Source organism: Mesorhizobium sp. P2_F8, assembly GCF_056403655.1.
Genome location: NZ_JBFUFB010000011.1, coordinates 152856 through 178732, shown reverse-complemented (window position 1 = coordinate 178732; position 25877 = coordinate 152856). Strand labels below are relative to the sequence as shown.

Sequence of the window (25877 nt, the reverse complement as noted above, 5' to 3'; positions counted from 1 at the left end):
GCTGATGGGTCGGCAAGCGCGCGATTTGGACCAATTCCGTGTTTCTGGACAGGGTGCGGTGCGACCGCTAAAAGGCCAAGTCTATTTTCTTATGGATGTCGCCCCAAAAGTGCGCAGCGGCTTTGGGACAGCGACATGCATGGAAGCAAGAACTTGAAGCGCGTCGACTGAATCCGTTTTCAGCGCGACGCTCTTTGAGACCCAGAGCCCATTTTCCGCCGGTTTGCCGGCGGTTTTCTCGAAAAGGCAGCATTCATGAGTGGCGTGAACGAGATCCGGTCGACTTTTCTCGACTACTTCCGCAAGGAGGGTCACGAGATCGTCGCGTCGAGCCCGCTGGTGCCGCGCAACGATCCGACGCTGATGTTCACCAACGCCGGCATGGTGCAGTTCAAGAACGTCTTCACCGGCCTGGAGAAGCGGCCCTATTCGCGCGCCTCGACCGCGCAGAAGAGCGTTCGCGCCGGCGGCAAGCATAACGACCTCGACAATGTCGGCTACACGGCACGCCATCTGACCTTCTTCGAAATGCTCGGCAATTTCTCCTTTGGCGACTATTTCAAGGAGCGCGCCATCGAGCTTGCCTGGAACCTGATCACCAAGGAGTTCGGGCTCAACAAGGACAAGCTGCTGGTCACCGTCTATCACACCGACGACGAGGCGGCGGGCTTCTGGAAGAAGATCGCCGGGTTTTCCGACGACCGCATCATTCGCATCGCGACCYCGGACAATTTCTGGGCGATGGGCGACACCGGACCGTGCGGGCCGTGCTCGGAGATCTTCATCGACCGCGGCGAACACATCTGGGGCGGCCCTCCGGGCAGCCCGGAGGAGGATGGCGACCGTTTCCTCGAATTCTGGAACCTGGTGTTCATGCAGTATGAACAGGTGACGAAGGAGGAGCGCATCGACCTGCCGCGCCCGTCGATCGACACCGGCATGGGCCTGGAGCGCATGGCGTCCATCCTGCAAGGGGTGGAAAGCATCTTTGAGACCGATCTGTTCCGTCACCTGATCGACGCGGCGTCGTCCGCCATCGGGCACGGTCCCGACAAGGAGACGGTCGCGTCCTTCCGCGTCATCGCCGATCATCTGCGCTCGTCGTCTTTCCTGGTTGCCGATGGTGTGCTGCCGTCGAACGAAGGCCGTGGCTATGTCCTGCGTCGCATCATGCGCCGCGCCATGCGCCATGCGCAGTTGCTCGGTGCCCGCGACCCCTTGATGTGGCGCCTGGTGCCGGCCCTGGTGCGCGAGATGGGCCAGGCCTATCCGGAGCTGGTGCGCGGCGAACAGTTGATCACCGAGACCCTGAAGCTCGAGGAAACGAGGTTCCGCAAGACGCTGGTGCGTGGCCTCGGCCTGCTTTCGGAAGCGACGGAAAGACTGGGTGCCGGCGACATGCTGGATGGCGAGACGGCCTTCAAGCTCTACGACACCTACGGCTTCCCGCTCGATCTGACGCAGGACGCGCTGCGCCAGCGCAGCATCTCGGTCGATCTGGCCGGCTTCACCAATGCCATGGAACGGCAGAGGGCCGAGGCGCGCGCTCACTGGGCTGGGTCCGGCGACGCGGCCACAGAGACGATCTGGTTCCCGGTGCGCGAGAAGGCAGGCGCCACCGAATTCCTCGGTTACGAGACCGAGCAGGCGGAAGGCCTCATCCAGGCGCTTGTCAGGGACGGCAAGAGCGTCGACAGCGCAAGCAAGGGCGAGGCGGTTGCCGTGGTCGTCAACCAGACGCCGTTCTATGCCGAGTCTGGCGGCCAGATGGGCGACACCGGGGTGATGTCAGGCGAAGGCTTCTCGATCGAGATTTCCGATACGCAGAAGAAGGCTGATGGCCTGTTCGTCCATATCGGCAAGGTGGCCAGCGGCACGGTCAAGACCGGCGCTGTCGTCGAGCTCAAGGTCGACCATGACAGACGCTCCAGGCTGCGTGCCAACCATTCCGCAACGCATCTGATCCATGAGGCGCTGCGCGAGGTGCTGGGCACCCATGTCGCGCAGAAGGGTTCGCTGGTCGCGCCCGAGCGCCTGCGCTTCGACATCTCGCACAACAAGCCGATTTCGCCCGAGGATCTCGAAGAGGTCGAGCGCATGGCGAACGAGATCGTCGTCCAGAACGGCCCGGTGAGCACGCGCCTGATGTCGGTCGACGATGCCATTGCCGAGGGCGCCATGGCGTTGTTCGGCGAGAAGTACGGCGACGAGGTGCGCGTCGTGTCGATGGGCACCGGCCTGCATGGCGCCAAGGCCAACCGGCCCTATTCGGTCGAGCTCTGCGGTGGCACGCATGTCAGGGCGACCGGCGATATCGGCCTGGTGCGTGTCGTGTCGGACAGCGCGGTCGCCGCCGGTGTGCGCCGCATCGAGGCTTTGACCGGCGAAGCCGCGCGCAAGCATCTCGACGAGCAGGACCGGCGTTTGAAATCGGTGGCCGCGACGTTGAAGATCTCGCCGGCCGACGTGCCGGCGCGCGTCGAGGCGCTGCTCGACGAGCGCAAGAAGCTTGAGAAGGAACTGAGCGAAGCGCGCAAGAAACTGGCGCTGGGCGGCGGTGCCGCGGCGGGTGCACCGTCGGAGAACGAGACTGTCGCCGGCGTCGGCTTCCTCGGCAAGGCAGTTTCGGGTGTTTCGCCGAAGGATCTGAAGCCGCTGGCCGATGCCGGCAAGAGTTCGCTCGGTTCCGGCGTCGTCGTCTTCGTCGGCGCCGGCGACGACAACAAGGCGAGCGTCGTGGTCGCTGTCACTGATGATCTGCTAAGCCGTTTCAGCGCGGTCGATCTGGTGCGCGTGGCCTCCGCAGCATTGGGCGGTCAGGGCGGCGGCGGGCGGCCCGACATGGCGCAAGCCGGTGGCCCGGACGCCTCGAAAGCCAGTGATGCGATCGCCGCGGTCAAGGCGGCGCTGGAGGCAGCCTGAAAGTCCCTGCATGAAGGTGCTCGTCCTTGGCGGCTACGGTCTGATCGGCGAAGCCGTCGTCGGCCGCTTGCTTCGCGACGGTCATCATGTGGCCGGCCTTGGTCTCAATGTCGTGGATGCCGAGCGGCGCTGGCCGGTGGTGCGCTGGATCGCCGCCGACATGTCGCGGCTGCTTGCCGCTGAGCACTGGCTGCCGGTGGTCACCGGCATGGATGCAATCGTCAATGCGGCGGGCGCCTTGCAGGACGGCCCGCGCGATCGCCTCGACGCCATCCACCGGCATTCGGTGGTGGCGCTGGTCGCGGCATGCGAACAGGCCGGCGTGCACCGTATTGTCCAGATTTCCGCGATCGGCGCCGACCTCTCCTCCAGCGACGCTTTCTTCAACAGCAAGGCGCAAGGCGACAGGGCTGTCGCAAGCTCTGCGCTGGAATGGACGATCCTGCGCCCGGGTTTGGTGATCGCGCCCGCCGCCTATGGCGGGACAGCCCTTTTGCGCGCCCTTGCGGCCTTCCCCGCTTTTATCCCTGCCGTCATGTCGCGCCAGCCGATCCAGACCGTGGCGGTTACCGACGTTGCTGAAGCGGTCTCGCGCGCGGTCGCCGGATCGCTGCCGCCCCGTACTGCCGTCGATCTCGTCGAGGCGCAAGCCAGACCGCTCGCCGATGTTCTCCTAGCCTTTCGGGCATGGCTTGGCCTGCCGCAGGCGAAGGTCGTACCGGTGCCGGCCATTGTCGGCCGTCTTGCTGCCGTGACCGCGGATGGCCTCGGCCTCCTTGGCTGGCGATCGCCTTTGCGCAGCGCAGCCCTTGCCGCGCTGGCGCGTGGCGTGACCGGCAATGCCGGGCCATGGAACCAGATTTGCGGCCATCCGCTGCAGCCGCTGGAAGCAACGCTGGCCGCCATGCCGGCCCATGTCCAGGAGCGATGGTTCGCGCGCCTCTGGCTGGCAAAACCTGTCATCTTCGGCTGCCTGGCCCTGTTCTGGCTTGCTTCGGGCATCATCGGCCTGATCCGGCAAGACGAGGCCGCTTCCATTCTTGTCTCACGCGGCGTGTCGGCGAAATTGGCGGACATGTCGGTTCTTGCCGGCAGTGCTGCGGATATCCTGGCCGGCGCGGCGGTTCTGGTCCGGCCCTTTGCTCGGCCAGCGCTGCTGGCGATGATAGCCATCACGCTGTTTTATCTGGCGGCGTCGACGCTTCTCGTTCCCGGTCTATGGCTCGCGCCGCTGGGGCCGCTGGTCAAGACGATCCCAATGCTGTGCCTGGTGCTTGTGGCGCTGGCGGTCCTCGACGAGAGATGAACCTCTGGGCCGACATACTGCGCTGGACGCATGTCATTGGCGCCACGGTTCTCTTTGGCACCGGCGCCGGGATCGCCTTCTTCATGCTGATGGCGCAGCGCACCGGTCGCGCCGAGCTGGTCGCCCATGTCGCGGGCACGGTTGTCATCGCCGACACCATATTCACGGCAACCGCGGTCGTCGTGCAGCCGATCACCGGCGTGTTGCTTGCTCGGGCATTGGGGTGGCCGCTGTCCGAGGGCTGGATTGTACTGTCGCTGCTGCTTTATGTCGTGACGGGTCTGTTCTGGCTGCCGGTGGTCTGGATCCAGATTCGGATACGAAATCTGGCGCGACAGGCGGCCGTCGAAAATCGACCGCTGCCCGTCGAGGAAAAGCGCCTTTTTCGCATCTGGTTTGCTTGCGGCTTTCCGGCTTTCGCTGCCGTGCTTGCCATCGTTTGGCTGATGGTCGCCCGGCCGGCGATCAGTCTTTTTGGAGGATGATGTGCCGACGCTGACCATGTACCAGGTCGATGCCTTTGCCGAGCGCGCCTTTCAGGGCAACCCCGCTGCCGTCCTCATCTTGCAGGACTGGCTGGCGGACGAGGTGATGCAGGCCATCGCAAACGAGAACAATCTTGCCGAAACCGCCTTTGCTCGGCCGAACGGCAAGGGCTGGGACTTGCGCTGGTTCACACCGGTTCATGAAGTCGACTTCTGCGGACACGCCACCCTGGCGACCGCCCATGTGCTGGCCTCGCAACATGATGTGGCCGATGACATGGCCTTTGCCACGCGAGTGGGCGAGTTGCGGGTCTCTCAGCGGCAAGGCGCCTACCAGCTCGATCTGCCATGCTTCCCGCCGCAGCCTGTCGATTGCGAAACCATGCTGGCGCTGCGGGAGATATTGTCGCCGCATCCGGTTGCGGGCTTTCGCAATTTTGAGAACCTGTTCGTCGAGCTTGCCGACGAGCAATCCGTCCGGTCCTTCGTTCCCGACCTGCTCAGGATCGAAGCTTTTCACCCGCTCGGCCTTGTCATTACCGCGCACGGCCAAACGCATGATTTCGTCTCCCGCTATTTCGTTCCCGGAGCCGGCATCCCCGAGGATCCGGTGACCGGCTCAATTCATGCGACGCTGGTGCCGTACTGGGCTGAAAAACTCGGCAAGACCCACCTGTCGGCCTTCCAGTGCTCACAGCGTGGCGGGCATCTCTTGTGTGACCTGGCCGACGATCGCGTGCTGATCCTGGGTCGCGCCAAGACCTTCATGAAGGCGGAAATCTATCTTCCGGAATGAACGGCGGGCCGGATTGAACAACGGGCGCAGGCTGATCAGGCCGCAGGACCGCTCGCGGCAAAGCTTGGACGGGCAGCGATCCGGTCCCACCACGCCTGGATCTCGGGGAACTCCGCGAGCAGCTTTTGCCCCTCGGCGACCTTGACGAAATAGCCGATGATCGGCGCCGCATGCAGATCGGCCAGCGTCAGCTGGTCGCCAAGCAACCATGGACCCGGCGCTTTCAGTGAGGAGAGCGTCTGAAGCGCCTTGCTCGCCTGCGAAAGCCCTTTGGCGATCAGTGCCTCGTCGGGCGCCTCCTTCTCCAACCGTTCGACGGCGACATCCCAGACCATCGACCGATAGGCATAGGCGTCGAGCATGCCGATGAACTGGTTCATCCGCGCATGGCCGCGCGGATCCTTCGGCTGCAGCGCCGGCCCGTCAAAGGCTTCGTCGACATAGCCTGCAATCGCGCTCGTCTCGAAAAGGCGAAACCCGTCATGCTCGAAGGCCGGAATGCGGCCGAACGGGTGATGTTCGAAATACCAGGCGGGAATGCCCTCGGCGGCAAAGACATCGACCGGCACAAGCCCGTAGTCGATGCCTTTCTCCTCGAGCACGAGCCGCACGATGCGCACATAGACGCTGTAGTCCGCGCCGTAGACGACGGGCTTGCCCATATACCCCTCCCGGGTCTTGCCTGGTCAGGCCATCGCCTTCTGCAGGTTCTCGTCGATCTTGTCGAGGAAGCCGGTGGTCGAGAGCCAGGGCTGGTCGGGGCCGATCAGCAGCGACAGGTCCTTGGTCATGAAACCGCTCTCGACCGTCTGGATGCAGACCTTTTCCAGTGTCTCGGCAAAGCGCTTCAGTTCGGCATTGTCGTCGAGCTTGGCGCGGTGCGCGAGGCCGCGCGTCCAGGCAAAGATCGAGGCGATTGAATTGGTCGAGGTCTCCTCGCCCTTCTGGTGTTGCCGGTAGTGGCGGGTGACGGTGCCGTGCGCGGCTTCGGCTTCCACCGTCTTGCCATCCGGTGTCATCAGCACCGAGGTCATCAGGCCGAGCGAACCGAACCCTTGCGCAACGGTATCGGACTGGACGTCGCCGTCATAGTTCTTGCAGGCCCAGACATAGCCGCCGGACCATTTCAGGCTGGACGCCACCATGTCGTCGATCAGCCGGTGCTCGTACCACAGCTTCTTCGACTTGAACTCGGCCTCGAACTCGGCCTCGTAGACTTCCTGGAAGATGTCCTTGAAGCGCCCGTCATAGGCCTTGAGGATGGTGTTCTTGGTCGAGAGATAGACCGGATAGTTGCGCAGCAGGCCGTAGTTCAGCGAAGCACGGGCGAATTCGCGGATGGAATCGTCGAGATTGTACATGGCCATGGCGACGCCGGCGCCCGGCGCATCGTAGACATCGTGCTCGATGACCTTGCCGTCCTCGCCGACGAACTTGATCGTCAGCTTGCCCTTGCCGGGAAAGCGGAAATCGGTGGCGCGGTACTGGTCGCCGAAGGCGTGACGGCCGACGATGATAGGCTTGGTCCAGCCCGGCACCAGGCGCGGCACGTTCTTCATGATGATCGGCTCGCGGAAGATGGTGCCGCCGAGGATGTTGCGGATGGTGCCGTTCGGCGACTTCCACATCTTCTTCAGCTTGAATTCCTCGACGCGCTGCTCGTCGGGCGTGATCGTCGCGCATTTCACGCCGACGCCGTATTTCTTGATGGCGTTGGCCGAATCGATGGTCACCTGGTCGTTGGTGGCGTCACGGTGCTCGATGCCGAGGTCGTAATATTCAAGCTTGAGGTCGAGATAAGGGTGGATCAGCTTGTCCTTGATGAACTGCCAGATGATGCGGGTCATCTCGTCGCCGTCGAGTTCGACGACCGGGTTCGCCACCTTGATCTTCGCCATGGAAAGAATGCCTCGTTCAACAGTTGGGTGATGGCGGGGCAGACCTCGCCAGAGCAGGGACTTCGCCTATAGCAAAGCGATCAGAGCGGTGCAAACCGGGACGACGCAGACGCAGGCTGCTGCCGGAGCAATTCCAGGAAAAGTGCGAAGCGGTTTTCTCGGGAAAAGCGCATGGCGCTTTTCCTCAGGGAATTGCGACAAAAACAAGAAAGATAGAGCGGTACGGCGTTTCCGTGAAACGGTGAACCGATCTGGCAATCGAGAACAAAAAAAGGCGATGCCGCGCTGCCCCTGATGGGCAACCGGCATCGCCTTGTTTCATGCTGCCGCGGAAGCGGCGGTCGCTTATTGCAAAGGCGCACCGCCGGGGCCCGGGAAGGCGGTGAGCGGTGTGCCGTCGGCTACGTTGCCGGAGATCATGTTGTTCTTGAACGACTGCACGGCGCCGCTCCCGGTATTGCTGACCCCGGTGACATTGCCGAATATCGTCGATGCGCCGAGAAAAGCGATGGCGCTTCCGTTGCCGCTGGCAGCGGCACCGTTCGCGTTGACACCGCTGCCGGCATTGCCGCTGATCGTGTTACCCGTAATCGTCGCACGCACCGGCGATGCCGCGGCGACGGATTTGATCGCCACGCCGTTGCCGGTGTTGCCGCTGATCAGGCTGTTGGTCAGCGTCAGGTTCATGGCAACGGTATTGCCGGTGCCGTCGACAAGAATGCCGCTGGCGCTGTTGGTGATTTCCACCCTCGAAAGGATGGCGTTGATACCAGCAGCCACGGACGATTTGATGAGAACGCCTTCAGCGCCTGACTCGGCTATGCGCGTGTTGCTTATGTAGAGTTCGCTGTTGGCGTTGGCGGCGAATTCGACGCCGTTGCCGCCCATCCGCTCTATGTTGCAGTCCTCGATATGCAGTTGACCCTGGCCAACCATCCGCACGCCGTCGAGGCCATTGCCTATACCGTCTATGTCGATACCGCGAAGATGCACCACCGAGCCGACCGGCGTGTTGACGATGATGCCATTCACGAGGGACGCGAGCACGCCAGCTTCAGTGTTTCTGCAGTCGATGGTGATGGATTTGGTGATGGTGACCGCGCCAAAACCGCCCGGGTCGATGCAGTTGATCTCGCCGGCCGTCGCCGTCTTCGAGATGGCACCGGCAAAAGTCTTGCAGGGTGCGGTCCGGCTGCACGGATTGGCGTCGTCACCAACGCCGGAAACCCACGTCCGCGTCGCTTGCGCGGAAGCTGGCGCAATTAGGAAGGCTGACGCGAGAGCCAACACAGCGAGTGAAAGGAAAAACCGTAAGATTTTCAATTGCCCCTCCTAGATTTGGCCAACGCCTCGTCGGCCATGGAAACCGGTGTCGATATGCTTGGGGCATAAATAAACGACGGGAGCGTGCAGGACACACTCCATCTTCGAAATACCAACCGTCGATACACTTTGAAAACCCAAGCGGTCGGGAGATTACCTTTTTCTAATTTGATTCTCCAGTGACGCGACGCGTCATCGTAAATAAATATACATTCGGATCGTTGATGATTTTTACAAATGGAAAATATCGTCAATGCCGGCACCGAGCACAGGGCGGGTCCATTTGTCGACGGCTTGGGCCGCCATGGTCGAGCGGTGCAACCGGGCAGCGGAAGACGCAGGCTCCTGCTATGGCAGTCGGGAACAAAGAGGCAATGCCGCCTATCCCTTGAGGGCAGCCGGCATCGCCTTTGTTCACGCTACCGCGCAGGCTGTCGTCGCTTATTGCAGCGGCGTACCGCCAGGGCCCGGGAAGGCGGTGAGCGGTGTGCCGTCGGTTACGTTGCCGGCGATCATGTTGTTCTTGAACGACTGGACGGCGCCGCTCCCGGTATTGCTGACCCCGGTGACATTGCCGAAGATCGTCGATCCGCCGAGAAAGGCGATGGCGCTTCCGTTGCCGCTGGCAGCCGCACCGTTGGCGTTGACGCCGGCGCCGGCATTGGCGCTGATCGTGTTGCCGGTAATCGTCGCGCGCACCGGCGATGCCGCTGCGACGGATTTGACCACCACGCCGTTGGCGGTGTTGCCGCTGATCAGGCTGTTGGTCAGCGTCAGGTTCATGGCCACGGTGTTGCCCGTGCCGTCGATAAGAATGCCGCTGCCGCTGTTGGTGATTTCCACTCTTGAAAGGATGGCGTTGATACCAGCAGCCACGGACGATTTGATAAGAACACCTTCGGCGCCTGCCTCAGCTATCCGCGTGTTGCTTATGTAGAGTTCGCTGTTGGCGTTGGCGGCGAATTCGACGCCGTTGCTGGTCACCCGCTCTATGTTGCAGTCCTCGATATGCAGTTGACCTTGACCAAGCATACGCACGGCGTCGGCGCCTGTGCCTACACCGTCTAGATCGAGGCCGCGGAGATGCACTATCGAGCCGGCGGGAGCGTTGACGATGATGCCGTTCGTGCCGAGCGTAAAAAGCACACCGGCTTCAGTGTTTCTGCAGTCGATGGTGAGGGATTTGGTGATGGTGACCGCGCCAAAGCCGCCCGGATCGAGACAGTTGATCTCGCCGGCCGTCGCCGTCTTCGAGATGGCACCGGCAAACGTCTTGCACGGTGCCGTTCGGCTGCACGGATCGGCGTCGTTGCCAACGCCGGAAACCCACGTCCTAGTCGCCTGCGCCGAAGCTGGCGCAATCAGGAAGATCGATGCTGCAAGCAACACGGCGAGTGAAAGGAAAAATCGTACGATTTTCATTTGCCCCTCCTAGATTTGGCCAACGCCCTCGTCGGCCGTTGAAATCCGTGATGAAATGCCTGGGGCATGAATAGATGACGGGAGTGTGCAAGACACGCTCCGTCTTCTCAATACCATTCGTCAATACACGCTGGACCCAAGCGGGCGGGAGATTACCTTTTTCTAATTTGATTTTCCACCGACGCGATGCGTCATCGTAAATAAATATGCATTCGGATCGTAGATGATTTCTAAAAATGGGAAATATCGTCAATAGCAACAGCGAGGACCCGTGTTTCCATTTGCCGGCGGTTTGAGGCGCCAGGTCGAGCCATCACGCAGCAACGAGGTCGGATGCCTTTTGGTTGAGAGCACGAGTGCGATGCCGCATCCCGTCAATCTTCCGAGGGGACGGCACAAGGCTATTTGTCGGCCAAGTGGCGGATAACTCTTCAAAAAGCCGCATCGATATGGCACGACGCGGAGACTTCGTGGCGTAATCACCTGGAAAACATGACCGGAACGGACTTTCAGCACGGCCTCACGACCGCTGGCCCGGCGATCATCCTCGTCGAGCCGCAGCTCGGTGAGAACATCGGCATGGTGGCTCGTGCCATGGCCAATTTCGGCCTGTCGGAACTGCGCCTGGTCAACCCTCGCGACGGTTGGCCGAGCGAGAAGGCGCGCGCGGCCGCCAGCCGCGCCGACCATGTCATCGACGCCGTCAAGGTGTTCGACGACCTGGCCTCGGCGCTCGCCGATCTGAACTTTGTTTTCGCAACCACGGCCAGGCAGCGCGACGGCTTCAAATCCGTGCGCGGCCCGGTGGAAGCGGGCAGGGTGCTCCGGACCCGTCACGCAATGGGGCAGCGCACCGGCATCCTGTTCGGCCGCGAGCGCTTCGGCCTCTACAATGACGAGGTCGGCCTTGCCGACGAGATCGTCACCTTTCCCGTCGATCCCGATTTCTCCTCGCTCAACATCGCCCAGGCGGCCTTGCTGATGTCATACGAGTGGATGAAGTCCGGGCTGGAAGACGAGACCAAAACCAATTTTTCCGGTCCGGACATGAAGCCGGCAAGCAAGGAAGAGCTGCACGGCCTGTTCGCCTATCTCGAAGGCGCATTGGAAGCGCGCGGTTATTTCCGCCCCGCACCGAAGAAGCCGAAGATGGTCGACAATCTGCGCGCCGTGCTGACGCGTGCCGGTTTCGCCGAGCCGGAGCTGAAGGTGCTGCGCGGTATCATTTCGTCGCTGGACAGGTTTTCACCGGCGATGCCGCGTGGCGAGGGTTCGCCGGGCGACGATCCAAGACGATTGCCGGCGGCCGTGGCGCGCGCCCGCAAGGCGGAAGGCGATCGCCTGGCAGGCAAGGCAGACGGCACCGGCAAGGACGACGACATGCCGCCGCTCGGCGGAAAGGGAACCGACAATGACTGAGCGGCCGATCCTGATGTTCGATTCCGGCATCGGCGGCCTCACCGTGCTGCGCGAGGCGCGCGTGCTGATGCCCGACCGCCGCTTTGTCTATGTCGCCGACGATGCCGCCTTCCCCTATGGCGCCTGGGAGGAGCCGGCCCTCAACGCCCATATCCTTGGCCTGTTCGGCGCGCTGCTGGAAAAATTCCAGCCCGAGATTTCGGTCATCCCCTGCAACACCGCATCGACACTGGTGATCGACGCGTTGCGCGAGAAATTTCCCGGTCACCCTTTTGTCGGCACGGTGCCGGCGATCAAGCCGGCCGCCGAGCGCACGCGCTCAGGCCTCGTCTCGGTGCTGGCGACACCAGGCACGGTCAAGCGTCAATACACGCGCGACCTGATCAGCAAATGGGCGCAGAAATGCCATGTGCGGCTCGTCGGCTCGGACCGGCTGGCGCCGCTGGCGGAAATCTACATGCGCGAGGGGTTCGTCGACGAGGAGATCGTCCGCCAGGAGATCGCGCCCTGCTTCGTCGAGAAGGACGGCGCCCGCACCGACATCGTCGTGCTCGGCTGCACGCACTACCCGTTCCTGGCCAATCGCATGCGCAAGACCGCGCCCTGGCCGGTCGACTGGATCGATCCGGCCGAAGCGATCGCCCGCCGCGCCATGTCGCTGCTGGCGCCGGTCGACGGGCCATTGCCGGTGGGTGAGCCTGACATTGCGGTCTTCACCTCCGGCAAGGCGGATTTCGCCACCAGCCGGCTGATGCAGGGATTCGGGCTGGTCGTGAGCTAGATGGCGGCGGAAACGTCTCCCACTTAAACAGGTTCGAAGACGATGCTGCGTTGATCTGGATCGGCCAAGACCAGCCTTAGCGTCAGTTCGTCGCCCTGTCTAAGCCCGGAGCCCTTTACGTTGGCAACGACAGGCATGTCGGCAAGCTGAACGCGCACGCCATGGTCGACGACGTCGGTGACAGCAGCTTTGAACGTCTCGCCCTCGCGTCCCTTCAGCATCACCGCCTCGGCAAGGTCGATAGCCGCGTGGTTGATCTGCGAAGCGTGGCTATCCGCACGCCCCATTACCTGCGGCAATCTGGCGAACGCGTCGGTGACAGCCTGGGACACCGGCTGGCCATTGGCGATGGCCAGCGCGCAGCGCACGACGTAGCGATCGGCCAGTCGCCTGAGTGGCGCCGTTGCATGGGCATAGGTCGCTGCCATCGCCTCATGCCAAGGCACAACACCTTCCTTATAGGGTTGGTAGGATGCGCCGGCGCTTGCATGGCGGATTTCCAGCATCAGCGCCGCCTGTTGCGGATCGGTCGGGTCAAGGGTTCGCTGATAGTCGCGCAAGCTGGTGGAGACCGGCCAAGACAGCCCGAGAGCCTGTGCCGCTCTGCGCAGTCTTTGCACCCTGAAAGCATCTGGCTCCGACATCACCCGAAATAACCCGGTATGGTGCGCAAACATGGCGTCGGCAATCGCCATGTTTGCAGCCAGCGAAAGCGCGGCGTTGTCTTGCTCGGATTGCAGCAGCGGTCTGAACGAAAGCCGGAATGTACCATCGGCGAGCCTTTCAACCTCCTGCTCGGGTGGGTCGACGCGCGAAGCGCCACGACGCTCTTCGTTCATTGCCATGCGTCGCGCCATTTCGGCGAAGCCGGCCGGAACGTCTGAGGGCTTCACACTGTCATAGGCGAGCTTCGCGCGGCTTTGAATGATTGCCCGCTCCGCGCCGTCCAACTTCGTCGCACCGTCCTGCGCAACCCGGACCGTGAAGACAACCGCCGGCCGGGATCCATCCGGCAGCAGGCTCGCTGCACCCTCGGCAATTACCGGCGGGTAGAGCCCGGCCTTGCCGTCCGGCAAGTAACGTGTCTCGCCCCGCGTCCAGGCTTCGAGATCGATCGCGTCACCGTCCTCGACGAACCAGGCTACGTCGGCAATGGCGTAATGCAGCAGAAGATCGCCGCCGCTCGCCTCGATTGAGAACGCCTGATCAAGATCGGTGGAGCTCGCCGGATCGAGCGTGACGAAGGGCATCGCTGTTCGATCGGCATGCTGGTTGGGCACACGTTTGGCCGCCGCCTCCGCGGCAGCCACGACGACTACCGGAAATCTATCTGGCACGTGGAATTCGGTGCGGATTTTCGCCAGGCCAGTGGAGAGAGCTTGTGAGGGATCGGTCAGAGATTTCATCCAGCCGTCCTACACTGGGGTTCCATACACGGGAAGGCTGCCAACGAGAATCGCCAAGCCTGAATACGTGGCGAACTGGCACCAGCGGGCCGGGAACCGAGCCACCGGGACTGGAACCGTCACCAAACCGGGGCGTTTCTTCTGAAAGCAACGGAGAAACAGCCATGCCAGCCACCTCGAAAGCCCAGCAGAAAGCTGCCGGCGCCGCTTTGTCGGCCAAGCGCGGCGAGACCAAGAAGAGCGAGCTCAAAGGCGCTTCGAAGGGAATGTATGAATCGATGAGCGAAAAGCAGCTCGAGGAGTTTGCCGAGACGAAGCGCAAGGGACTGCCGGAAAAGAAGTCGGACAGCTGACCCCGGTCGCGTGTCGTCTGGAAGCTGCACCAAAGTGCACTGCATCTACGCGGGAAAACGGGTATCTCGTCGCCGGGCCCTATGCCAGTCACAAGCTTGACACCGGTTGAATCTCGGTTTAACCAGCCGTCACAACCACCGGGCAGCGATGTCCGGTGTTTGTTTTGTATGCGCAAGATCAGGATGCCTAGTCGTTTCCGATCTTGTTTGAAATGACGTGTCCCGTGGGTTTTCCGCCGCGTTGCGTGGGAAAACCCTGTCAGGTCTCGAAAACGGAGGCCAGAGGAGGGCGCGTTTCCTTCACCCGGACCATGAGGTTCCGGGTGTGTTGTTTTGAAAAGGGAATGCGATGAGCAAGCGCGAATCCGCGAAGTACAAGATCGACCGCCGTCTCGGCGAAAATATCTGGGGCCGCCCGAAGTCCCCGGTCAACAAGCGTGAATACGGTCCCGGCCAGCATGGTCAGCGCCGCAAGGGCAAGCTTTCCGATTTCGGCCTGCAGCTGCGCGCCAAGCAGAAGCTGAAGGGTCACTATGGCGACGTTTCGGAAAAGCAGTTCCGCAAGGTCTATGAAGAGGCCGATCGCCGCAAGGGCGACACCTCCGAGAACCTGATCGGCCTGCTCGAGTCGCGTCTCGACGCGGTCGTCTACCGCGCCAAGTTCGTGCCGACCATTTTCGCCGCCCGTCAGTTCGTCAACCACGGTCACGTCAACGTCAACGGCAAGCGCGTCAACATCGGCTCGTTCCGCTGCAAGCCGGGCGACGTCGTCGAAGTCCGCGAAAAGTCGAAGCAGCTGGTCATCGTTCTGGAATCGGTGGGCTTGGCCGAACGCGACGTGCCGGACTACATCGAAGCCGATCACAACAAGATGGTCGCGACCTTCTCGCGCATTCCCGGCCTGGCTGACGTTCCGTTCGCCGTGCAGATGGAACCGAACCTCGTCGTCGAGTTCTATTCGCGCTAAGCGACGAATTTCATTCGCGCTAAGCGAACCCATTTTGCGACACCATCCAAAGGCCGCCCATCGAGGCGGCCTTTTCTTTGTCTGCCATGTCCGCTAATCCGGGCGCTCCAAACAAAGTGATAGAGCGGTTGGAGTTTCCTTGAAACGATGACCGGTCCACTGAAAGCGACATGCTATGAACATGCTGCCAGACGTCGAAACGCTTGAACCGATTGCCGACGGCGAAGGCGGCTTCCATCCGCTGTTTGCCGATGTGCCGTCCTCGGTCGAGTTTAACAAATTGCGCAAGCGGCTGCTGCGTCTCACCCGTCAGGCGATCGAGGATTTCTCGATGGTCAAGCCCGGCCAGCGCTGGCTCGTAGCGCTGTCGGGCGGCAAGGATTCCTACGGGCTGCTCGCGGTTCTGCTCGATCTCAAATGGCGCGGGCTTTTGCCTGTCGATCTGCTGGCCTGCAACCTGGACCAGGGCCAGCCGAATTTCCCCAAACACATCCTGCCGGACTATCTCGACAGCCACGCCATACCGCACCGGATCGAGTATCAGGACACCTATTCCGTCGTCACCGACAAGCTGCCCGAGGGCAGCACCTATTGCTCGCTCTGCTCGCGTCTCCGGCGCGGCCATCTCTATCGCATCGCGCGGGAAGAGGGATGCTCGGCGCTGGTGCTTGGCCACCATCGCGAGGACATTCTGGAGACCTTCTTCATGAACCTGTTCCATGGCGGCCGTCTCGCTGCCATGCCGCCGAAACTGCTCAACGACGAGGGCGACGTCATGGTGCTGCGGCCGCTGAGCTACTGCGCCGAAACCGACCTTGAGAAGTTCGCCGCAGCGATGCGGTTCCCGATCATTCCCTGCGATCTCTGCGGCAGTCAGGAAGGCCTGCAGCGCAACGCCATGAAGGCGATGCTCGAGGATATCGAAAAGCGCATGCCCGGCCGCAAGGACACCATGATCCGTGCGCTGTCCAATACCAGGCCGTCGCACCTGCTCGACAGAAAACTGTTCGACTTCGCCGCGCTCAACGACACCCTCACCACCAGGCAAGATGTTTCCAATGACATTTGACGACACCGCGATCGACTGGCTGGCCGGCGTTCTGGCCGAGGCGGCAGAGGTCGAGATCATGCCGCGCTTTCGCCGGCTGGGCGACGGCGACATCCGGCAGAAGACCTCGGCCGCCGACCTGGTGACCGAGGCCGACGTCAATGCCGAGCGCCTCATCACCGCCACGCTGCGCAAGCGTTATCCCTCGGCGATGGTGGTCGGCGAAGAAGCCTGTTCCGACAATCCGGCGCTGCTTGATGGCCTGGGCGATGCCGATCTTGCTTTCGTCATCGACCCGGTGGACGGCACCTTCAATTTCGCGTCCGGCGTGCCGCTGTTCGGCGTCATGCTGGCGGTGGTGGTCAAGGGCGAGACGGTTGCCGGTATTATCCACGATCCGGTCGGCAAGGACTGGCTGATCGGCGCCAAGGGCGCCGGCAGCCATATCCGGGATGCGCATGGTACCCTTGAGAAGGTCCACGTCGCGGCGCCTGCGCCGATCTCGGAAATGACCGGCTCGGTCTCCTGGCAATACATGCCCGAACCGGAGCGGTCACGGCTGGCGCGCAACCAGACGAAGATCCTGTCGCAATTCGCCTATCGCTGCGCGGCGCACGAATATCGTCTCTTGGCCAGCGGCCATGCCCATTTCGTCGTCTACAACAAGCTGATGCCGTGGGATCATCTGGCCGGTGTGCTGATCCATGTCGAGGCCGGCGGCCACGCCGCGCGTTTCGACGGCAGCGCCTATCTGCCGTCGCATGTTGGCGGTGGCCTGCTTGTCGCTCCGGATAGGGAAAGCTGGCAGGTCCTGCGTCACGAACTCTGGGCTGAGTAGCCGCACCGCTCTGTGCAGAGTCGCCTCAAACGGGCAGGGTCGCCTCAAACCGGCGGGTTGTGTGGCTGAAACATCTTGCCGCGTTCGGCGATCAGGATCATCAGAAGTGCAGCCACCGACACGCTGCAGAAGCCGGCGGCCAACGGTGTTACCGTGCCGTTGAAGGCTTGGCCGATCAGCGTGCCGAGAATGCCGCCGAGAAAGGTCTGCATGAAACCCAGTATGGATGACGCCGTGCCGGCCAGTTGGCCGAGCGGCTCCATGGCGAGCGCATTGAAATTCGCGCCGAGCGCACCGAACGGAAGCATGGCACTGGCAAAAAGGGTGATGAACAGCCAGAGCGGCATCTTCATTTCCAGGGAAACCACCAGCCAGACCAGGCTGATGGTCAAAAACAGCAGCAGCGCGCTCTGCGACAGTCGGCGCATACCGATGCGGCCGACAAGGCGTGAGTTCAAATAGTTGGAAAAGGCGAGCACGCCGGCGACACCGGCGAAGATCACCGGGAACATCTCGCCGACATTGAAGACGTCGACATAGATCTGTTGCGCCGAAGCGATGAAGCCGAACATGGCGCCGACGATGAAAGTGCTGGCGAAGGCGTAGCAGAGCGCCATGCGGTTGGTCAGCACGATGCGGAAGCCGCCGACGACGGATGAAACCGTCAGCGGCCTGCGATACTCCGGATGCAGCGTCTCGGGCAGGCGCAGCAGCGACCACGCCGACACGATCAGCGCGCCGACAGCCATGGTGACGAAGATCCAGTGCCAGCTTGCAAACAGCATGATGAACTGGCCGATCCCCGGCGCAATGACGGGTATCGCCATGAACACCATGAAGATCAGCGACATCACCTCAGCCATGCGACGACCGTCGAACGTATCGCGCACGATCGAGATGGCGATGACGCGTGTGGCGGCAGCGCCAATGCCTTGCACGGCGCGGCACAGCAGAAGTGTTTCAAAGCTTGGCGCGACAGCGGCCGCCGCAGCCGCGGCGACATAGATCACCAGCCCGGCAACCAGCGGCGCACGACGTCCGAAACGATCCGAGAGCGGACCGAAAAAGAGCTGGCCGCCGCCGAAGCCCAGAATATAGGCTGTTATGACATATTGCCGATGGTTTTCATTCTCGMCGCCGAGCGAGGCGCCGATCTGTTGCAGGGCCGGCAGCATGATGTCGATGGCCAGCGAGTTCAGCGCCATCAGCGCTGCGCACAGCGCGATGAACTCCCAGCGCGGAATGGGCAGTTTGCTTGCCGATAGCGGCGCTGCTGTTGGCTGGTCCACGGCAAGTCCGATCTCTCAAACGAAAACGCGCCGGCGGGCCGGCGCATTGGCTCGTCTTGGTCCCGGTATCCGGGACATATTAATTGCCGAGGTGGGGCTGCCCAGGCGCCTGGTGCATGAACCGAAAATCGACGTCGATTTTCAGTTCATGCAAAAACAGAAATCAGGCGGCGCCTTTGACGCCGACGCCCTTCTCGACGAGGAACGTCTGCAGTTCGCCTGCCTGGAACATCTCGCGGATGATGTCGCAGCCGCCAACGAATTCACCCTTGACGTAAAGCTGTGGGATCGTCGGCCAGTTGGAATATTCCTTGATGCCCTGGCGCAGCTCGGCCGAGGTCAGCACGTCCACGCCTTTGTAGTCGGCGCCGATATAGTCGAGGATCTGGACGACCTGGCCGGAAAATCCGCACTGCGGAAAGCCGGGCGTGCCCTTCATGAAAAGGACGACGTCGTTGCCCTTCACTTCATTGTCGATGTAGTCGTTGATGCCGCTCATAAAATATCCTTTCCCGCCTGTGGGAGTCAGGCTCGAAACATACCTTTCAAATAAACCCAACGATTGCTCGAAACAAGACGTTAGCCGTGCCCTAGCTGAAATGGCGCAAAGGATGGGCCGTTTTGGGCCAAGCGGTCTTCGCTGCTGCCGGTCAAGCGGTCTTGTTCTGGTGCGGGTTAGTCAGGAACGCTTGTCTGCAGCGCCAGAGCATGCAGCACGCCGCCCATATTGCCCTTCAGCGCGTCATAGACCATCTGGTGCTGCTGCACGCGGCTCTTGCCGCGAAAGCTCTCGGCCACCACCTCGGCCGCGTAGTGATCGCCGTCACCGGCCAGATCGCGGATCGTCACCTTGGCGTCCGGAATGCCGTCCTTGATCAGTTTTTCGATGTCGTGGGCATCCATTGCCATGGCAAAATCCTGTTTCGAGCGGCCGATGGTCGGCCTTAAGATAAGAGTCGGGTGAGCCTAAAGCCTTTCGGGTCCGGATTGAAGCCGTTCAGTCCTTGCCACCGGCAAGAAGGTCCTGGGGCCTCAGAAGCAGACTTAGGCTGGTGGGCGTGCTTCGTCCTCGCCCACATCCTCGCGCGTCGAAAAGGCGCGGCCAAGGCTGAAGGCCAGGACATAGAGCGGAAAGTTTATTATCAGGCTGACGATGGGGAGATAGCTCGTCATTTGCCAGGCGGGCGAGAAGAATGGCTGGCCGTAGCCATCGCAGACAAGCGAGGAGCCATATTCCCACAGGGCTCCGCCGACCATCGCCGCGGCGAAAAGCTTGATGCAGGTGACAATATGCCTTGCCCGTGCCGGATCCGGCACAAGGCGGCCCCACAACACCAGGCAAACGATCGGAACCGCGTAGATGAAGTTCTGGACGACAAGCATCGGAATGGTGCCGTTGGCCGCGGCGAGGAACTCGGCACGTGTTTCCAGCCGCGCGCAAACCTCGCTCGAGGTCGTCGACAGCAGGAACAGGACGAACGGCCCGAGGAACCAGAAGAAGAACAGCGACGGCCAGAAAACGACTGCAAGCAGTGCCCGGGCAGCCAGGTTCCTGTGATTGAGCATGATCTCTGGACAAAGCGGTTTTCCGTTTGTCCGAGAAAACCGGTTACCACTTTTCGGGATCATGCTCTGGTCAACTGGCCTGATCCATGAAGCGGGGGAACCAGCCTTCGTGCGCCGCGCTCAGTTCGCCGACCGGGATCGCCCGCGCCTCGCCAAGCTTCAGCGCGCTGCCGCCGGTCGAACCGATCCACGGCGCGAAGATGCCGAGTTCGCTTTGCTGCTTGCGAATGGCGTCCCATTCATCGCTATCCGGATCGATCGACAGCGTCAGGAGATAGCGGCCCTGATCCTCGCCGAACCAGACCGGGATCGGGTCGGTGCCGACAAGCCCGGGAACCGTGGCGCCGATGCCCGACGCCATCGCCATCTCAGCCAGCGCCACGGCGATGCCACCGTCGGATACGTCATGCGCCGCCGTGACGATACCGGATGCAATCAGAGCGCGCACATGGTCGCCGACGCGCTTTTCATGCTCGAGATCCACCGGCGGCGGCGGACCGTCGCTGCGCCCATGGATGTCGCGCATATAGACCGACTGGCCAAGATGCGTTCCCCAGGAAGCGGGCGCGCCGACCAGCAGGATCATCTGGCCCTGCGCCGCAAAACCGGTGCGCACCATCTTCGACCAGTCGGCGATCAGGCCGACACCGCCGATGGTCGGCGTCGGCAGGATGCCCTGGCCGTTGGTCTCGTTGTAGAGCGAGACGTTGCCTGAGACGATCGGGAAGCCGAGCGCGCGGCAGGCGTCGCCGATGCCTTTCACCGCGCCGACCAGCTGGCCCATGATCTCAGGCCGTTCCGGGTTGCCGAAATTGAGATTGTCGGTGGCCGCCAGCGGCAGCGCGCCGGTGGCAGTCAGGTTGCGCCAGCACTCGGCCACCGCCTGCTTGCCACCCTCATAGGGGTCGGCCTCGCAATAGCGCGGCGTCACGTCGGAGGAGAAGGCGAGCGCCTTGGTGGCATGGCCGTCGACGCGCACCACGCCGGCGTCGCCGCCGGGAAGCTGCAGCGAATTGCCCTGGATCAGGGTGTCGTACTGCTCCCACACCCAGCGGCGCGACGATAGGTCCGGTCCGCCGAGCAGCTTCAAAAGCGCCTCGGCGACATCGGCCTGCGGAACGTCGTTGGCGGCAAGCGGCGCCGGTTTTTTGGGTTCGACCCAGGGGCGATCATACTCCGGTGCCTTGTCGCCGAGATCCTTGATCGGCAGGTCGGCGACCTCGTCGCCCTGGTGCAGCACGCGAAAACGCAGATCGTCGGTGGTCTTGCCGACGATGGCGAAGTCGAGGCCCCATTTGTGGAAGATCGCCTCGGCTTCCTTTTCCTTTTCGGGGCGCAGCACCATCAGCATGCGCTCCTGGCTTTCCGACAGCATCATCTCATAGGCGCTCATGCGCTCTTCGCGCACCGGCACCTTGTCGAGGTCGAGCTCGATACCGAGATCGCCCTTGGCGCCCATCTCGACCGCCGAGCAGGTGAGGCCGGCCGCACCCATGTCCTGGATGGCGATGACCGCGCCTGAGGCCATCAGTTCGAGGCATGCTTCCAGCAGGCACTTTTCGGTGAAGGGGTCGCCGACCTGCACGGTCGGGCGCTTCTCGTCGATCTTGTCGTCGAATTCGGCCGACGCCATGGTGGCGCCGCCGACGCCGTCGCGGCCGGTCTTGGCGCCGAGATAGACGACCGGCAGGCCCACGCCCTTGGCTTCCGACAGGAAGATGGCGTCTGTCTTGGCTATGCCGGCCGCAAAGGCGTTGACCAGGATGTTGCCGTTGTAGCGGGCGTCGAAATTGACCTCGCCGCCCACCGTCGGCACGCCGAACGCGTTGCCGTAGCCGCCCACGCCGGAAACCACGCCTGAGACCAGATGCCTGGTCTTGGGATGGTCAGGCGCGCCGAAGCGCAGCGCATTCATCGCCGCGACCGGCCGGGCGCCCATTGTGAAGACGTCGCGCAAGATGCCGCCGACGCCGGTCGCCGCACCCTGGTAGGGCTCGATGAAGGAGGGGTGATTGTGGCTCTCCATCTTGAAGACGACGCAGTCGCCGTCACCGATGTCGACCACGCCGGCATTCTCGCCTGGTCCCTGGATGACCTGCGGGCCCGTGGTCGGCAAGGTGCGCAGCCATTTCTTCGAGGATTTGTACGAGCAATGCTCGTTCCACATCGCCGAGAAGATGCCGAGTTCGGTGAAGCTCGGCTCGCGGCCGACGAGGTCGAGGATGCGCTGGTACTCGTCGGGCTTCAGCCCATGCGCTGCGATGAGCTCGGGGGTGATCGGCACGGAATTGGAAATGGTCATGGGCGGCGGTTTGTATCCGGAGCGTTGGGATTTTGAGTCCCGTCTTATCGCAAGCCTTGCGGCCGATACACCCCATGGATCGACGAAAAACGCGCGAAAGCCGGACAAAGCCACAGACCAATCCCGAGCGGGCAGCGATCTCTCGCGCCAAGACGCCTCATGGCTCAGGAGAAGCTGTCGTAACCGGCGCGGCCCTCATCCAGCAGACGCCTGATGACCGCGACGCCTTCGGCAATGTCCTTGCGCTGCCTCGGCTGTGAAACGCCGAAGCGGACGCCGTGGAAAACCTGCTCGGAGCGACCGGCCTTGAATTCGTCCTCGTCGTCGATCAGCACGCCATGTTCGAGACAAGCATTCTTGAAGGTGCCGGAAAGCCAGGGGTCGGGCAGGGTCAGCCAGACAAAGGGAACCTTTTCGTGTGATCTGAACGCGAATCCGGCCAGCGTCTCGCGCACGATGGCAATCCGGGCGCTGATTTCGGTGATACTGTGTTTGCGTATCTCGTCTGCCTGGCCGGACAGCACCAACCTTGTATTCACTTCCGCCAGGAGGAAAGGCATGCCGCCGGTCATCATCTTGTGGGCGACGCGGATGCGATGGCGATAGGCGGGCGGGCAGGACAGCCAGCCGCCGCGCACACCCGCCGCGACCGATTTCGACAGGCCGCCGGCGACAATGGTACGTTCGGGCGCGTATTCGGCCAGCAGCGGCGTCGGATCATCAGTCAGGTTGCCGTAGAGATCGTCCTCGATGAGAACGACATTGTATTCGCGTGCGACACGCGCGATCGCCTCACGGCGCGCCGCCGACAACGTCACCAGCGTGGGATTCTGCGCCGTCGGCATCAGGAAGATCATTCGGGGATGCTTTTGCGCGCAGACGCGCTCGAAATCGGCCGGGTCGATGCCCTGGTCGTCCGACGCCACCAGCGCGGTGCGTCGGCCGATCAGCCCGGCGCTGCGGGAAATCTGCGAGTAGGTGAGGTGCTCGAAGGCGACATAATCGCCGGGCGTTGTCAGCGCTGCGATCGCCGCCATCACAGCGGCATGTGTGCCCAGCGTTGGAACGATGGCGTCGGCGTTCGGGCGAAACGAATTGCGCGACAGCCAGCGGGCGCCGGATTCGTACCAGCGGTCCGGAAAATCCCGCGTGTAGCTTGAAATCTCATGCGGATAATCCTGCGCCGCGCGCGTCAGGACATCGGCGACTATGGCGCCCTGGCCGATGTCGGGCGCGGCCGTGCTGTCGAAACGCAGCTTGCCGCGCGGCGCATCGATATAGCGTGTGCCTTCGCCGGTGACGTCTGGGGCCAGCGAGCTCGGCCTCGCATCATCGCCGCGCTGGCCGAGCACATAGGTTCCACGCCCGACTTCGCCGCTCACCAGCCCGCGCTCGCGCAGCAATTGGTAGGCCCGGCCGACCGTGCCGACGGTGGTGCCGATGTCGTAGGCGAGGTCGCGTTGCGGCGGCAGCTTTGCCCCCGCATCGATCACCCCCCGGTCGATGTCCGTTTCGATGGAATCCGCAAGCCGTTGATACAGCGGCCCGGAGCCGGCGGTGAGATCTGGAAGCCAATTTGTCATGGTGACAATTTTCTATATTGCACCGAATTGTGAGTCAATACATATCAGTCACGCGCTAAAAAGGGTGCAATTTGGAACTCTGGTAGAAAGAAAATGAATACAATCGCGACAATCAGCCATTCGAGAGCCGAGTCATCGGGTCAATCGACACGCCCATCGGGCCGGCGCGGCTTTGCCGGCCGTCTGGTGCATTTGGTCCGGTCATTGGCGAAATGGATCGACTATCTGCTGGAGCGCCGGCGCAGCCGGCTGGTGTTGCTTGAGATGACCGATGATCAGCTCAAGGATATCGGTGTCTCGCGCTGCGATGCCCACCGCGAGGCCATCAGGCCGTTCTGGGACTGACCATCCCAAGACGCGGGGCCGGAGTCCGCTTGACTAACGGACGCTCGATGTTCTGATGCGAGCAACGCCGTGGTCGACGACGACGGCGACCACGCAGAGCACGAGAAAAAGCCCCGTGATGGCCGCCGCCGAGATGGCGACGCTGGCTGCGCCGTTCTTGGCGACATCGAGGAAAGGGTAGGGCACCTCGCCGGCAAACGGGGCCCGCGCCAGCGCATAAATCAGGTATGCCACGGGATAGAGCATCCACCAGGAGATGTCGCCCCACCGCGTCCCGCCGTTGGCGCCTGCGACCAGCCACCACAGCACGAACAGCACCGGCGTCACATAGTGCAGCAGGACGTCGCAGAGCAGGAACAGGCCCTGTGGCTGCCAGAGCTGCGCCAGCACGCTCGCATAGACGATGAACACCAAGGCGATCGAAACGGCGATGCCCGCGCGCATCCGTGATCCTGCGAAGGCAGGCAGCCATGCATAGCCGGTGGACGACAGCAGCGAGGTGTGGACCAGCACCGCGCCGATATTGGTCAGGATGGTGAAGAAGCTGAAAAGGAAGATGATGGAACCGAGCAGGCTGCGGCCAGCTTCCATCGACGCCGGAATGCTGATGCAGAACTGCAGCACGAGTCCGGCCAGACCGATGACCAGACCCGCGATCTGCAGGAACCGGCCCATTGCCCTATGCGGCCGCCGTGCAGGAGGTATTGCCCGCCTGCCAGCGGGCGATGTCGGAGCCGATGCGCGCGCCGAGCGGGTCGTTCATCAGCGGTCCGAACACGTCGACGCGGCTGGAATTGCCTTGTGCCTGAACGACCAGCAACGGTTTGCCACCATAGTGCTTGGCCGGCACCAGCAGGAAACGCGGCGTGCCGCTGAACGAATTCAACTCATTGGCCATCTGGTATTGCTTGAAGGCCGGGTCCTTGCTGGCGATCCAGCATTTGTGGGCCGATATCGCCACCTGTTCCATGGCCAGCAACGAGGCACTTTTGCCCGAGGGGGCGGGAGCGCTCTTCGGGCTCGATTGGCAGGATGCCAGGGCGAAACCCGCGGCCGCTACCAGGGCGATCGTCTTGCTCCTGCTCAAGCGGCACCCATCTCAAGTTCCGACAGAAAAATCTTCAACCCGTCGGTCATCTCGCCCCACACCCGCGACAATGCCGGATGCTGCGAGGCGATCTGTTCGTAGGCATCGAATTTGGGATAGGCGTCGAGCAGGTCGTGGCGTCCCGTCATGGCCCGGAAATTGTTGAAGATGAACCGCGTCGGCGTCAGCCACGCATCGGCGAAACTGATGTCGTTGCCAAGCGCGAAGGGACCTTGCGCCATGCGTTCCTCGATCGCCGCCAGCCCGTGATGCAGGCGAGCGAACTGGGCGTCGATCTCGGCATTGTTTCGCTTGGGCACGAAATGAAGCTCGAAAAGCTTCATCGTCGGGGTCAGCACGTCGAGATCGGTGATGCGGGCAAACATGCGCACCAGCGCGCGGTCCTTGGAATCGGGCGGCAGCAGCGCCGGTTCCGGAAAGCGCTCCTCGAGATATTCGGCGATGACCACCGATTCGACGATCGTTTCACCCGAACCGGTGATCAGCACCGGAATCCGGTTGAGCGGTGAGATGGCGCGAAACTCTTCCGGGATCGGAAAACCGGGCGGCGGCGCGATGATCTTGAGCGGTACATCCTTGATGTAGGCCAGCGCCCGCACGATCGACGAGTAGGGCGACAACGGCCGCGAATAGAGTTTCATGACCGTCTCTCTCCCTCATGAAGCGGACTTACCCAATAAAATGGGCTGGAATGTCCGGCTGTTTTCAGGCAGTTCGCCT

The 25877-nt window shown here is 62.5% G+C and carries 25 protein-coding genes; 11 read left to right on the top strand and 14 right to left on the bottom strand.

The genetic code is table 11. The features are described 5' to 3' along the window. Nucleotides 1–255 precede the first annotated feature (255 nt). Genes alaS through AC1DZP_RS25955 form a run of 4 tightly spaced genes read left to right on the top strand, consistent with a single transcriptional unit; the run spans nucleotide 256 to nucleotide 5509 of the window. The gene (gene alaS / locus AC1DZP_RS25970) at nucleotides 256–2922 is read left to right on the top strand and encodes an alanine--tRNA ligase (RefSeq protein ID WP_477306315.1); all 2667 of its coding nucleotides are present in this window, start codon (nucleotides 256–258) and stop codon (nucleotides 2920–2922) included. A 10-nt stretch (nucleotides 2923–2932) separates the two neighbouring features. Next, complete coding sequence (locus AC1DZP_RS25965) at nucleotides 2933–4228, top strand: SDR family oxidoreductase (protein WP_477306313.1); 1296 nt, start codon at nucleotides 2933–2935, stop codon at nucleotides 4226–4228. Next, nucleotides 4225–4713, top strand: a complete 489-nt coding sequence (locus tag AC1DZP_RS25960; protein WP_457153591.1) for a DUF2269 family protein — start codon at nucleotides 4225–4227, stop codon at nucleotides 4711–4713. The genes AC1DZP_RS25965 and AC1DZP_RS25960 overlap by 4 nt, the downstream gene beginning before the upstream one ends. 1 nt (nucleotide 4714) lies before the next feature. Next, complete coding sequence (locus AC1DZP_RS25955) at nucleotides 4715–5509, top strand: PhzF family phenazine biosynthesis protein (RefSeq protein WP_477228575.1); 795 nt, start codon at nucleotides 4715–4717, stop codon at nucleotides 5507–5509. 35 nt (nucleotides 5510–5544) lie between these two features. On the opposite strand, the gene AC1DZP_RS25950 is transcribed toward AC1DZP_RS25955, so the two are convergent. The 4 genes from AC1DZP_RS25950 to AC1DZP_RS25935 all read right to left on the bottom strand — a co-directional run bounded on the left by AC1DZP_RS25950 (nucleotide 5545) and on the right by AC1DZP_RS25935 (nucleotide 10152). Continuing rightward, a complete protein-coding gene (locus tag AC1DZP_RS25950) occupies nucleotides 5545–6171 on the bottom strand; it encodes a glutathione S-transferase family protein (protein WP_477306311.1) in 627 nt (208 codons plus the stop codon). Nucleotides 6172–6195: 24 nt separating this feature from the next. Then, entirely contained in the window at nucleotides 6196–7407 is a 1212-nt protein-coding gene (locus tag AC1DZP_RS25945) for an NADP-dependent isocitrate dehydrogenase (protein ID WP_095085403.1), read from the bottom strand. A gap of 345 nt (nucleotides 7408–7752) precedes the next feature. Then, a complete protein-coding gene (locus AC1DZP_RS25940) occupies nucleotides 7753–8730 on the bottom strand; it encodes a right-handed parallel beta-helix repeat-containing protein (RefSeq protein ID WP_477228574.1) in 978 nt (325 codons plus the stop codon). 441 nt (nucleotides 8731–9171) lie between these two features. Beyond that, nucleotides 9172–10152 (bottom strand): right-handed parallel beta-helix repeat-containing protein, encoded by a 981-nt coding sequence (locus tag AC1DZP_RS25935; RefSeq protein ID WP_477306309.1) that lies wholly within the window; start codon nucleotides 10150–10152, stop codon nucleotides 9172–9174. 492 nt (nucleotides 10153–10644) lie between these two features. Here AC1DZP_RS25935 and AC1DZP_RS25930 point away from each other — a divergent pair, with 492 nt between their 5' ends. Both AC1DZP_RS25930 and murI read left to right on the top strand, forming a co-directional pair. Further along, a complete protein-coding gene (locus tag AC1DZP_RS25930; RefSeq protein ID WP_477228572.1) occupies nucleotides 10645–11571 on the top strand; it encodes an RNA methyltransferase in 927 nt (308 codons plus the stop codon). Beyond that, nucleotides 11564–12352 (top strand): glutamate racemase, encoded by a 789-nt coding sequence (gene murI, locus AC1DZP_RS25925; RefSeq protein ID WP_477306307.1) that lies wholly within the window; start codon nucleotides 11564–11566, stop codon nucleotides 12350–12352. Before AC1DZP_RS25930 ends, murI begins: the two co-directional genes overlap by 8 nt. A gap of 23 nt (nucleotides 12353–12375) precedes the next feature. On the opposite strand, the gene AC1DZP_RS25920 is transcribed toward murI, so the two are convergent. Beyond that, a complete protein-coding gene (locus tag AC1DZP_RS25920; RefSeq protein ID WP_477306305.1) occupies nucleotides 12376–13758 on the bottom strand; it encodes an RNB domain-containing ribonuclease in 1383 nt (460 codons plus the stop codon). A 164-nt stretch (nucleotides 13759–13922) separates the two neighbouring features. Here AC1DZP_RS25920 and AC1DZP_RS25915 point away from each other — a divergent pair, with 164 nt between their 5' ends. The 4 genes from AC1DZP_RS25915 to AC1DZP_RS25900 all read left to right on the top strand — a co-directional run bounded on the left by AC1DZP_RS25915 (nucleotide 13923) and on the right by AC1DZP_RS25900 (nucleotide 16964). Beyond that, a complete protein-coding gene (locus tag AC1DZP_RS25915; RefSeq protein WP_457151355.1) occupies nucleotides 13923–14111 on the top strand; it encodes a DUF3008 family protein in 189 nt (62 codons plus the stop codon). 349 nt (nucleotides 14112–14460) lie between these two features. Then, entirely contained in the window at nucleotides 14461–15078 is a 618-nt protein-coding gene (gene rpsD / locus AC1DZP_RS25910) for a 30S ribosomal protein S4 (protein WP_095085417.1), read from the top strand. Between the two features lie 175 nt (nucleotides 15079–15253). Beyond that, nucleotides 15254–16147 (top strand): tRNA 2-thiocytidine(32) synthetase TtcA, encoded by an 894-nt coding sequence (gene ttcA, locus AC1DZP_RS25905; protein ID WP_477228569.1) that lies wholly within the window; start codon nucleotides 15254–15256, stop codon nucleotides 16145–16147. Then, nucleotides 16137–16964, top strand: coding sequence for an inositol monophosphatase family protein (locus AC1DZP_RS25900; RefSeq protein WP_477306303.1), 828 nt, complete (start codon nucleotides 16137–16139; stop codon nucleotides 16962–16964). Before ttcA ends, AC1DZP_RS25900 begins: the two co-directional genes overlap by 11 nt. A 44-nt stretch (nucleotides 16965–17008) precedes the next feature. Here AC1DZP_RS25900 and AC1DZP_RS25895 read toward each other — a convergent pair whose 3' ends face one another. The 6 genes from AC1DZP_RS25895 to AC1DZP_RS25870 all read right to left on the bottom strand — a co-directional run bounded on the left by AC1DZP_RS25895 (nucleotide 17009) and on the right by AC1DZP_RS25870 (nucleotide 23704). Continuing rightward, nucleotides 17009–18253, bottom strand: a complete 1245-nt coding sequence (locus AC1DZP_RS25895) for a multidrug effflux MFS transporter (RefSeq protein WP_477306301.1) — start codon at nucleotides 18251–18253, stop codon at nucleotides 17009–17011. A 163-nt stretch (nucleotides 18254–18416) separates the two neighbouring features. Next, nucleotides 18417–18752 carry a Grx4 family monothiol glutaredoxin gene (grxD, locus tag AC1DZP_RS25890; protein ID WP_095085430.1) on the bottom strand — a complete coding sequence of 112 codons (336 nt, stop codon included), beginning with the start codon at nucleotides 18750–18752 and terminating at the stop codon, nucleotides 18417–18419. A gap of 176 nt (nucleotides 18753–18928) precedes the next feature. Then, a complete protein-coding gene (locus AC1DZP_RS25885; RefSeq protein ID WP_010909092.1) occupies nucleotides 18929–19162 on the bottom strand; it encodes a BolA/IbaG family iron-sulfur metabolism protein in 234 nt (77 codons plus the stop codon). 135 nt (nucleotides 19163–19297) lie between these two features. Continuing rightward, nucleotides 19298–19819 (bottom strand): hypothetical protein, encoded by a 522-nt coding sequence (locus AC1DZP_RS25880; protein WP_477306299.1) that lies wholly within the window; start codon nucleotides 19817–19819, stop codon nucleotides 19298–19300. 70 nt (nucleotides 19820–19889) lie between these two features. Next, entirely contained in the window at nucleotides 19890–22121 is a 2232-nt protein-coding gene (gene purL / locus AC1DZP_RS25875) for a phosphoribosylformylglycinamidine synthase subunit PurL (protein WP_477306297.1), read from the bottom strand. A gap of 164 nt (nucleotides 22122–22285) precedes the next feature. Continuing rightward, nucleotides 22286–23704: an aminotransferase-like domain-containing protein gene (locus AC1DZP_RS25870; RefSeq protein WP_477306295.1), complete on the bottom strand. Its 1419-nt coding sequence runs from the start codon at nucleotides 23702–23704 to the stop codon at nucleotides 22286–22288. A gap of 93 nt (nucleotides 23705–23797) precedes the next feature. Between AC1DZP_RS25870 and AC1DZP_RS25865 the strand changes: the two genes are divergently transcribed. Next, the gene (locus AC1DZP_RS25865) at nucleotides 23798–24049 is read left to right on the top strand and encodes a DUF1127 domain-containing protein (protein WP_477306293.1); all 252 of its coding nucleotides are present in this window, start codon (nucleotides 23798–23800) and stop codon (nucleotides 24047–24049) included. 33 nt (nucleotides 24050–24082) lie between these two features. Here the strand turns inward: AC1DZP_RS25865 and AC1DZP_RS25860 are convergent, their stop codons facing one another. From AC1DZP_RS25860 to AC1DZP_RS25850, 3 genes are read right to left on the bottom strand one after another with little or no spacing between them, the layout of a single operon-like run. Further along, on the bottom strand, nucleotides 24083–24724 hold the full coding sequence (locus AC1DZP_RS25860) for a Pr6Pr family membrane protein (protein WP_477306291.1): 642 nt from the start codon (nucleotides 24722–24724) through the stop codon (nucleotides 24083–24085). Between the two features lie 4 nt (nucleotides 24725–24728). Beyond that, entirely contained in the window at nucleotides 24729–25136 is a 408-nt protein-coding gene (locus tag AC1DZP_RS25855; RefSeq protein WP_477306289.1) for a hypothetical protein, read from the bottom strand. Then, on the bottom strand, nucleotides 25133–25798 hold the full coding sequence (locus AC1DZP_RS25850) for a glutathione S-transferase family protein (RefSeq protein WP_095085469.1): 666 nt from the start codon (nucleotides 25796–25798) through the stop codon (nucleotides 25133–25135). Before AC1DZP_RS25850 ends, AC1DZP_RS25855 begins: the two co-directional genes overlap by 4 nt. Between the last annotated feature and the right edge of the window lie 79 nt (nucleotides 25799–25877).

Coding starts and splice junctions, on each gene's coding strand:
- AC1DZP_RS25935 (WP_477306309.1), bottom strand. CDS start 10,152: ATGAAAATCGTACGATTTTTCCTTTCACTCGCCGTGTTGCTTGCAGCA.
- AC1DZP_RS25885 (WP_010909092.1), bottom strand. CDS start 19,162: ATGGCAATGGATGCCCACGACATCGAAAAACTGATCAAGGACGGCATT.
- AC1DZP_RS25920 (WP_477306305.1), bottom strand. CDS start 13,758: ATGAAATCTCTGACCGATCCCTCACAAGCTCTCTCCACTGGCCTGGCG.
- AC1DZP_RS25865 (WP_477306293.1), top strand. CDS start 23,798: ATGAATACAATCGCGACAATCAGCCATTCGAGAGCCGAGTCATCGGGT.
- AC1DZP_RS25960 (WP_457153591.1), top strand. CDS start 4,225: ATGAACCTCTGGGCCGACATACTGCGCTGGACGCATGTCATTGGCGCC.
- AC1DZP_RS25880 (WP_477306299.1), bottom strand. CDS start 19,819: ATGCTCAATCACAGGAACCTGGCTGCCCGGGCACTGCTTGCAGTCGTT.
- rpsD (WP_095085417.1), top strand. CDS start 14,461: ATGAGCAAGCGCGAATCCGCGAAGTACAAGATCGACCGCCGTCTCGGC.
- AC1DZP_RS25930 (WP_477228572.1), top strand. CDS start 10,645: ATGACCGGAACGGACTTTCAGCACGGCCTCACGACCGCTGGCCCGGCG.
- AC1DZP_RS25850 (WP_095085469.1), bottom strand. CDS start 25,798: ATGAAACTCTATTCGCGGCCGTTGTCGCCCTACTCGTCGATCGTGCGG.
- grxD (WP_095085430.1), bottom strand. CDS start 18,752: ATGAGCGGCATCAACGACTACATCGACAATGAAGTGAAGGGCAACGAC.
- AC1DZP_RS25950 (WP_477306311.1), bottom strand. CDS start 6,171: ATGGGCAAGCCCGTCGTCTACGGCGCGGACTACAGCGTCTATGTGCGC.
- murI (WP_477306307.1), top strand. CDS start 11,564: ATGACTGAGCGGCCGATCCTGATGTTCGATTCCGGCATCGGCGGCCTC.
- purL (WP_477306297.1), bottom strand. CDS start 22,121: ATGACCATTTCCAATTCCGTGCCGATCACCCCCGAGCTCATCGCAGCG.
- AC1DZP_RS25965 (WP_477306313.1), top strand. CDS start 2,933: ATGAAGGTGCTCGTCCTTGGCGGCTACGGTCTGATCGGCGAAGCCGTC.
- AC1DZP_RS25945 (WP_095085403.1), bottom strand. CDS start 7,407: ATGGCGAAGATCAAGGTGGCGAACCCGGTCGTCGAACTCGACGGCGAC.
- ttcA (WP_477228569.1), top strand. CDS start 15,254: ATGAACATGCTGCCAGACGTCGAAACGCTTGAACCGATTGCCGACGGC.
- AC1DZP_RS25870 (WP_477306295.1), bottom strand. CDS start 23,704: ATGACAAATTGGCTTCCAGATCTCACCGCCGGCTCCGGGCCGCTGTAT.
- AC1DZP_RS25915 (WP_457151355.1), top strand. CDS start 13,923: ATGCCAGCCACCTCGAAAGCCCAGCAGAAAGCTGCCGGCGCCGCTTTG.
- AC1DZP_RS25860 (WP_477306291.1), bottom strand. CDS start 24,724: ATGGGCCGGTTCCTGCAGATCGCGGGTCTGGTCATCGGTCTGGCCGGA.
- AC1DZP_RS25900 (WP_477306303.1), top strand. CDS start 16,137: ATGACATTTGACGACACCGCGATCGACTGGCTGGCCGGCGTTCTGGCC.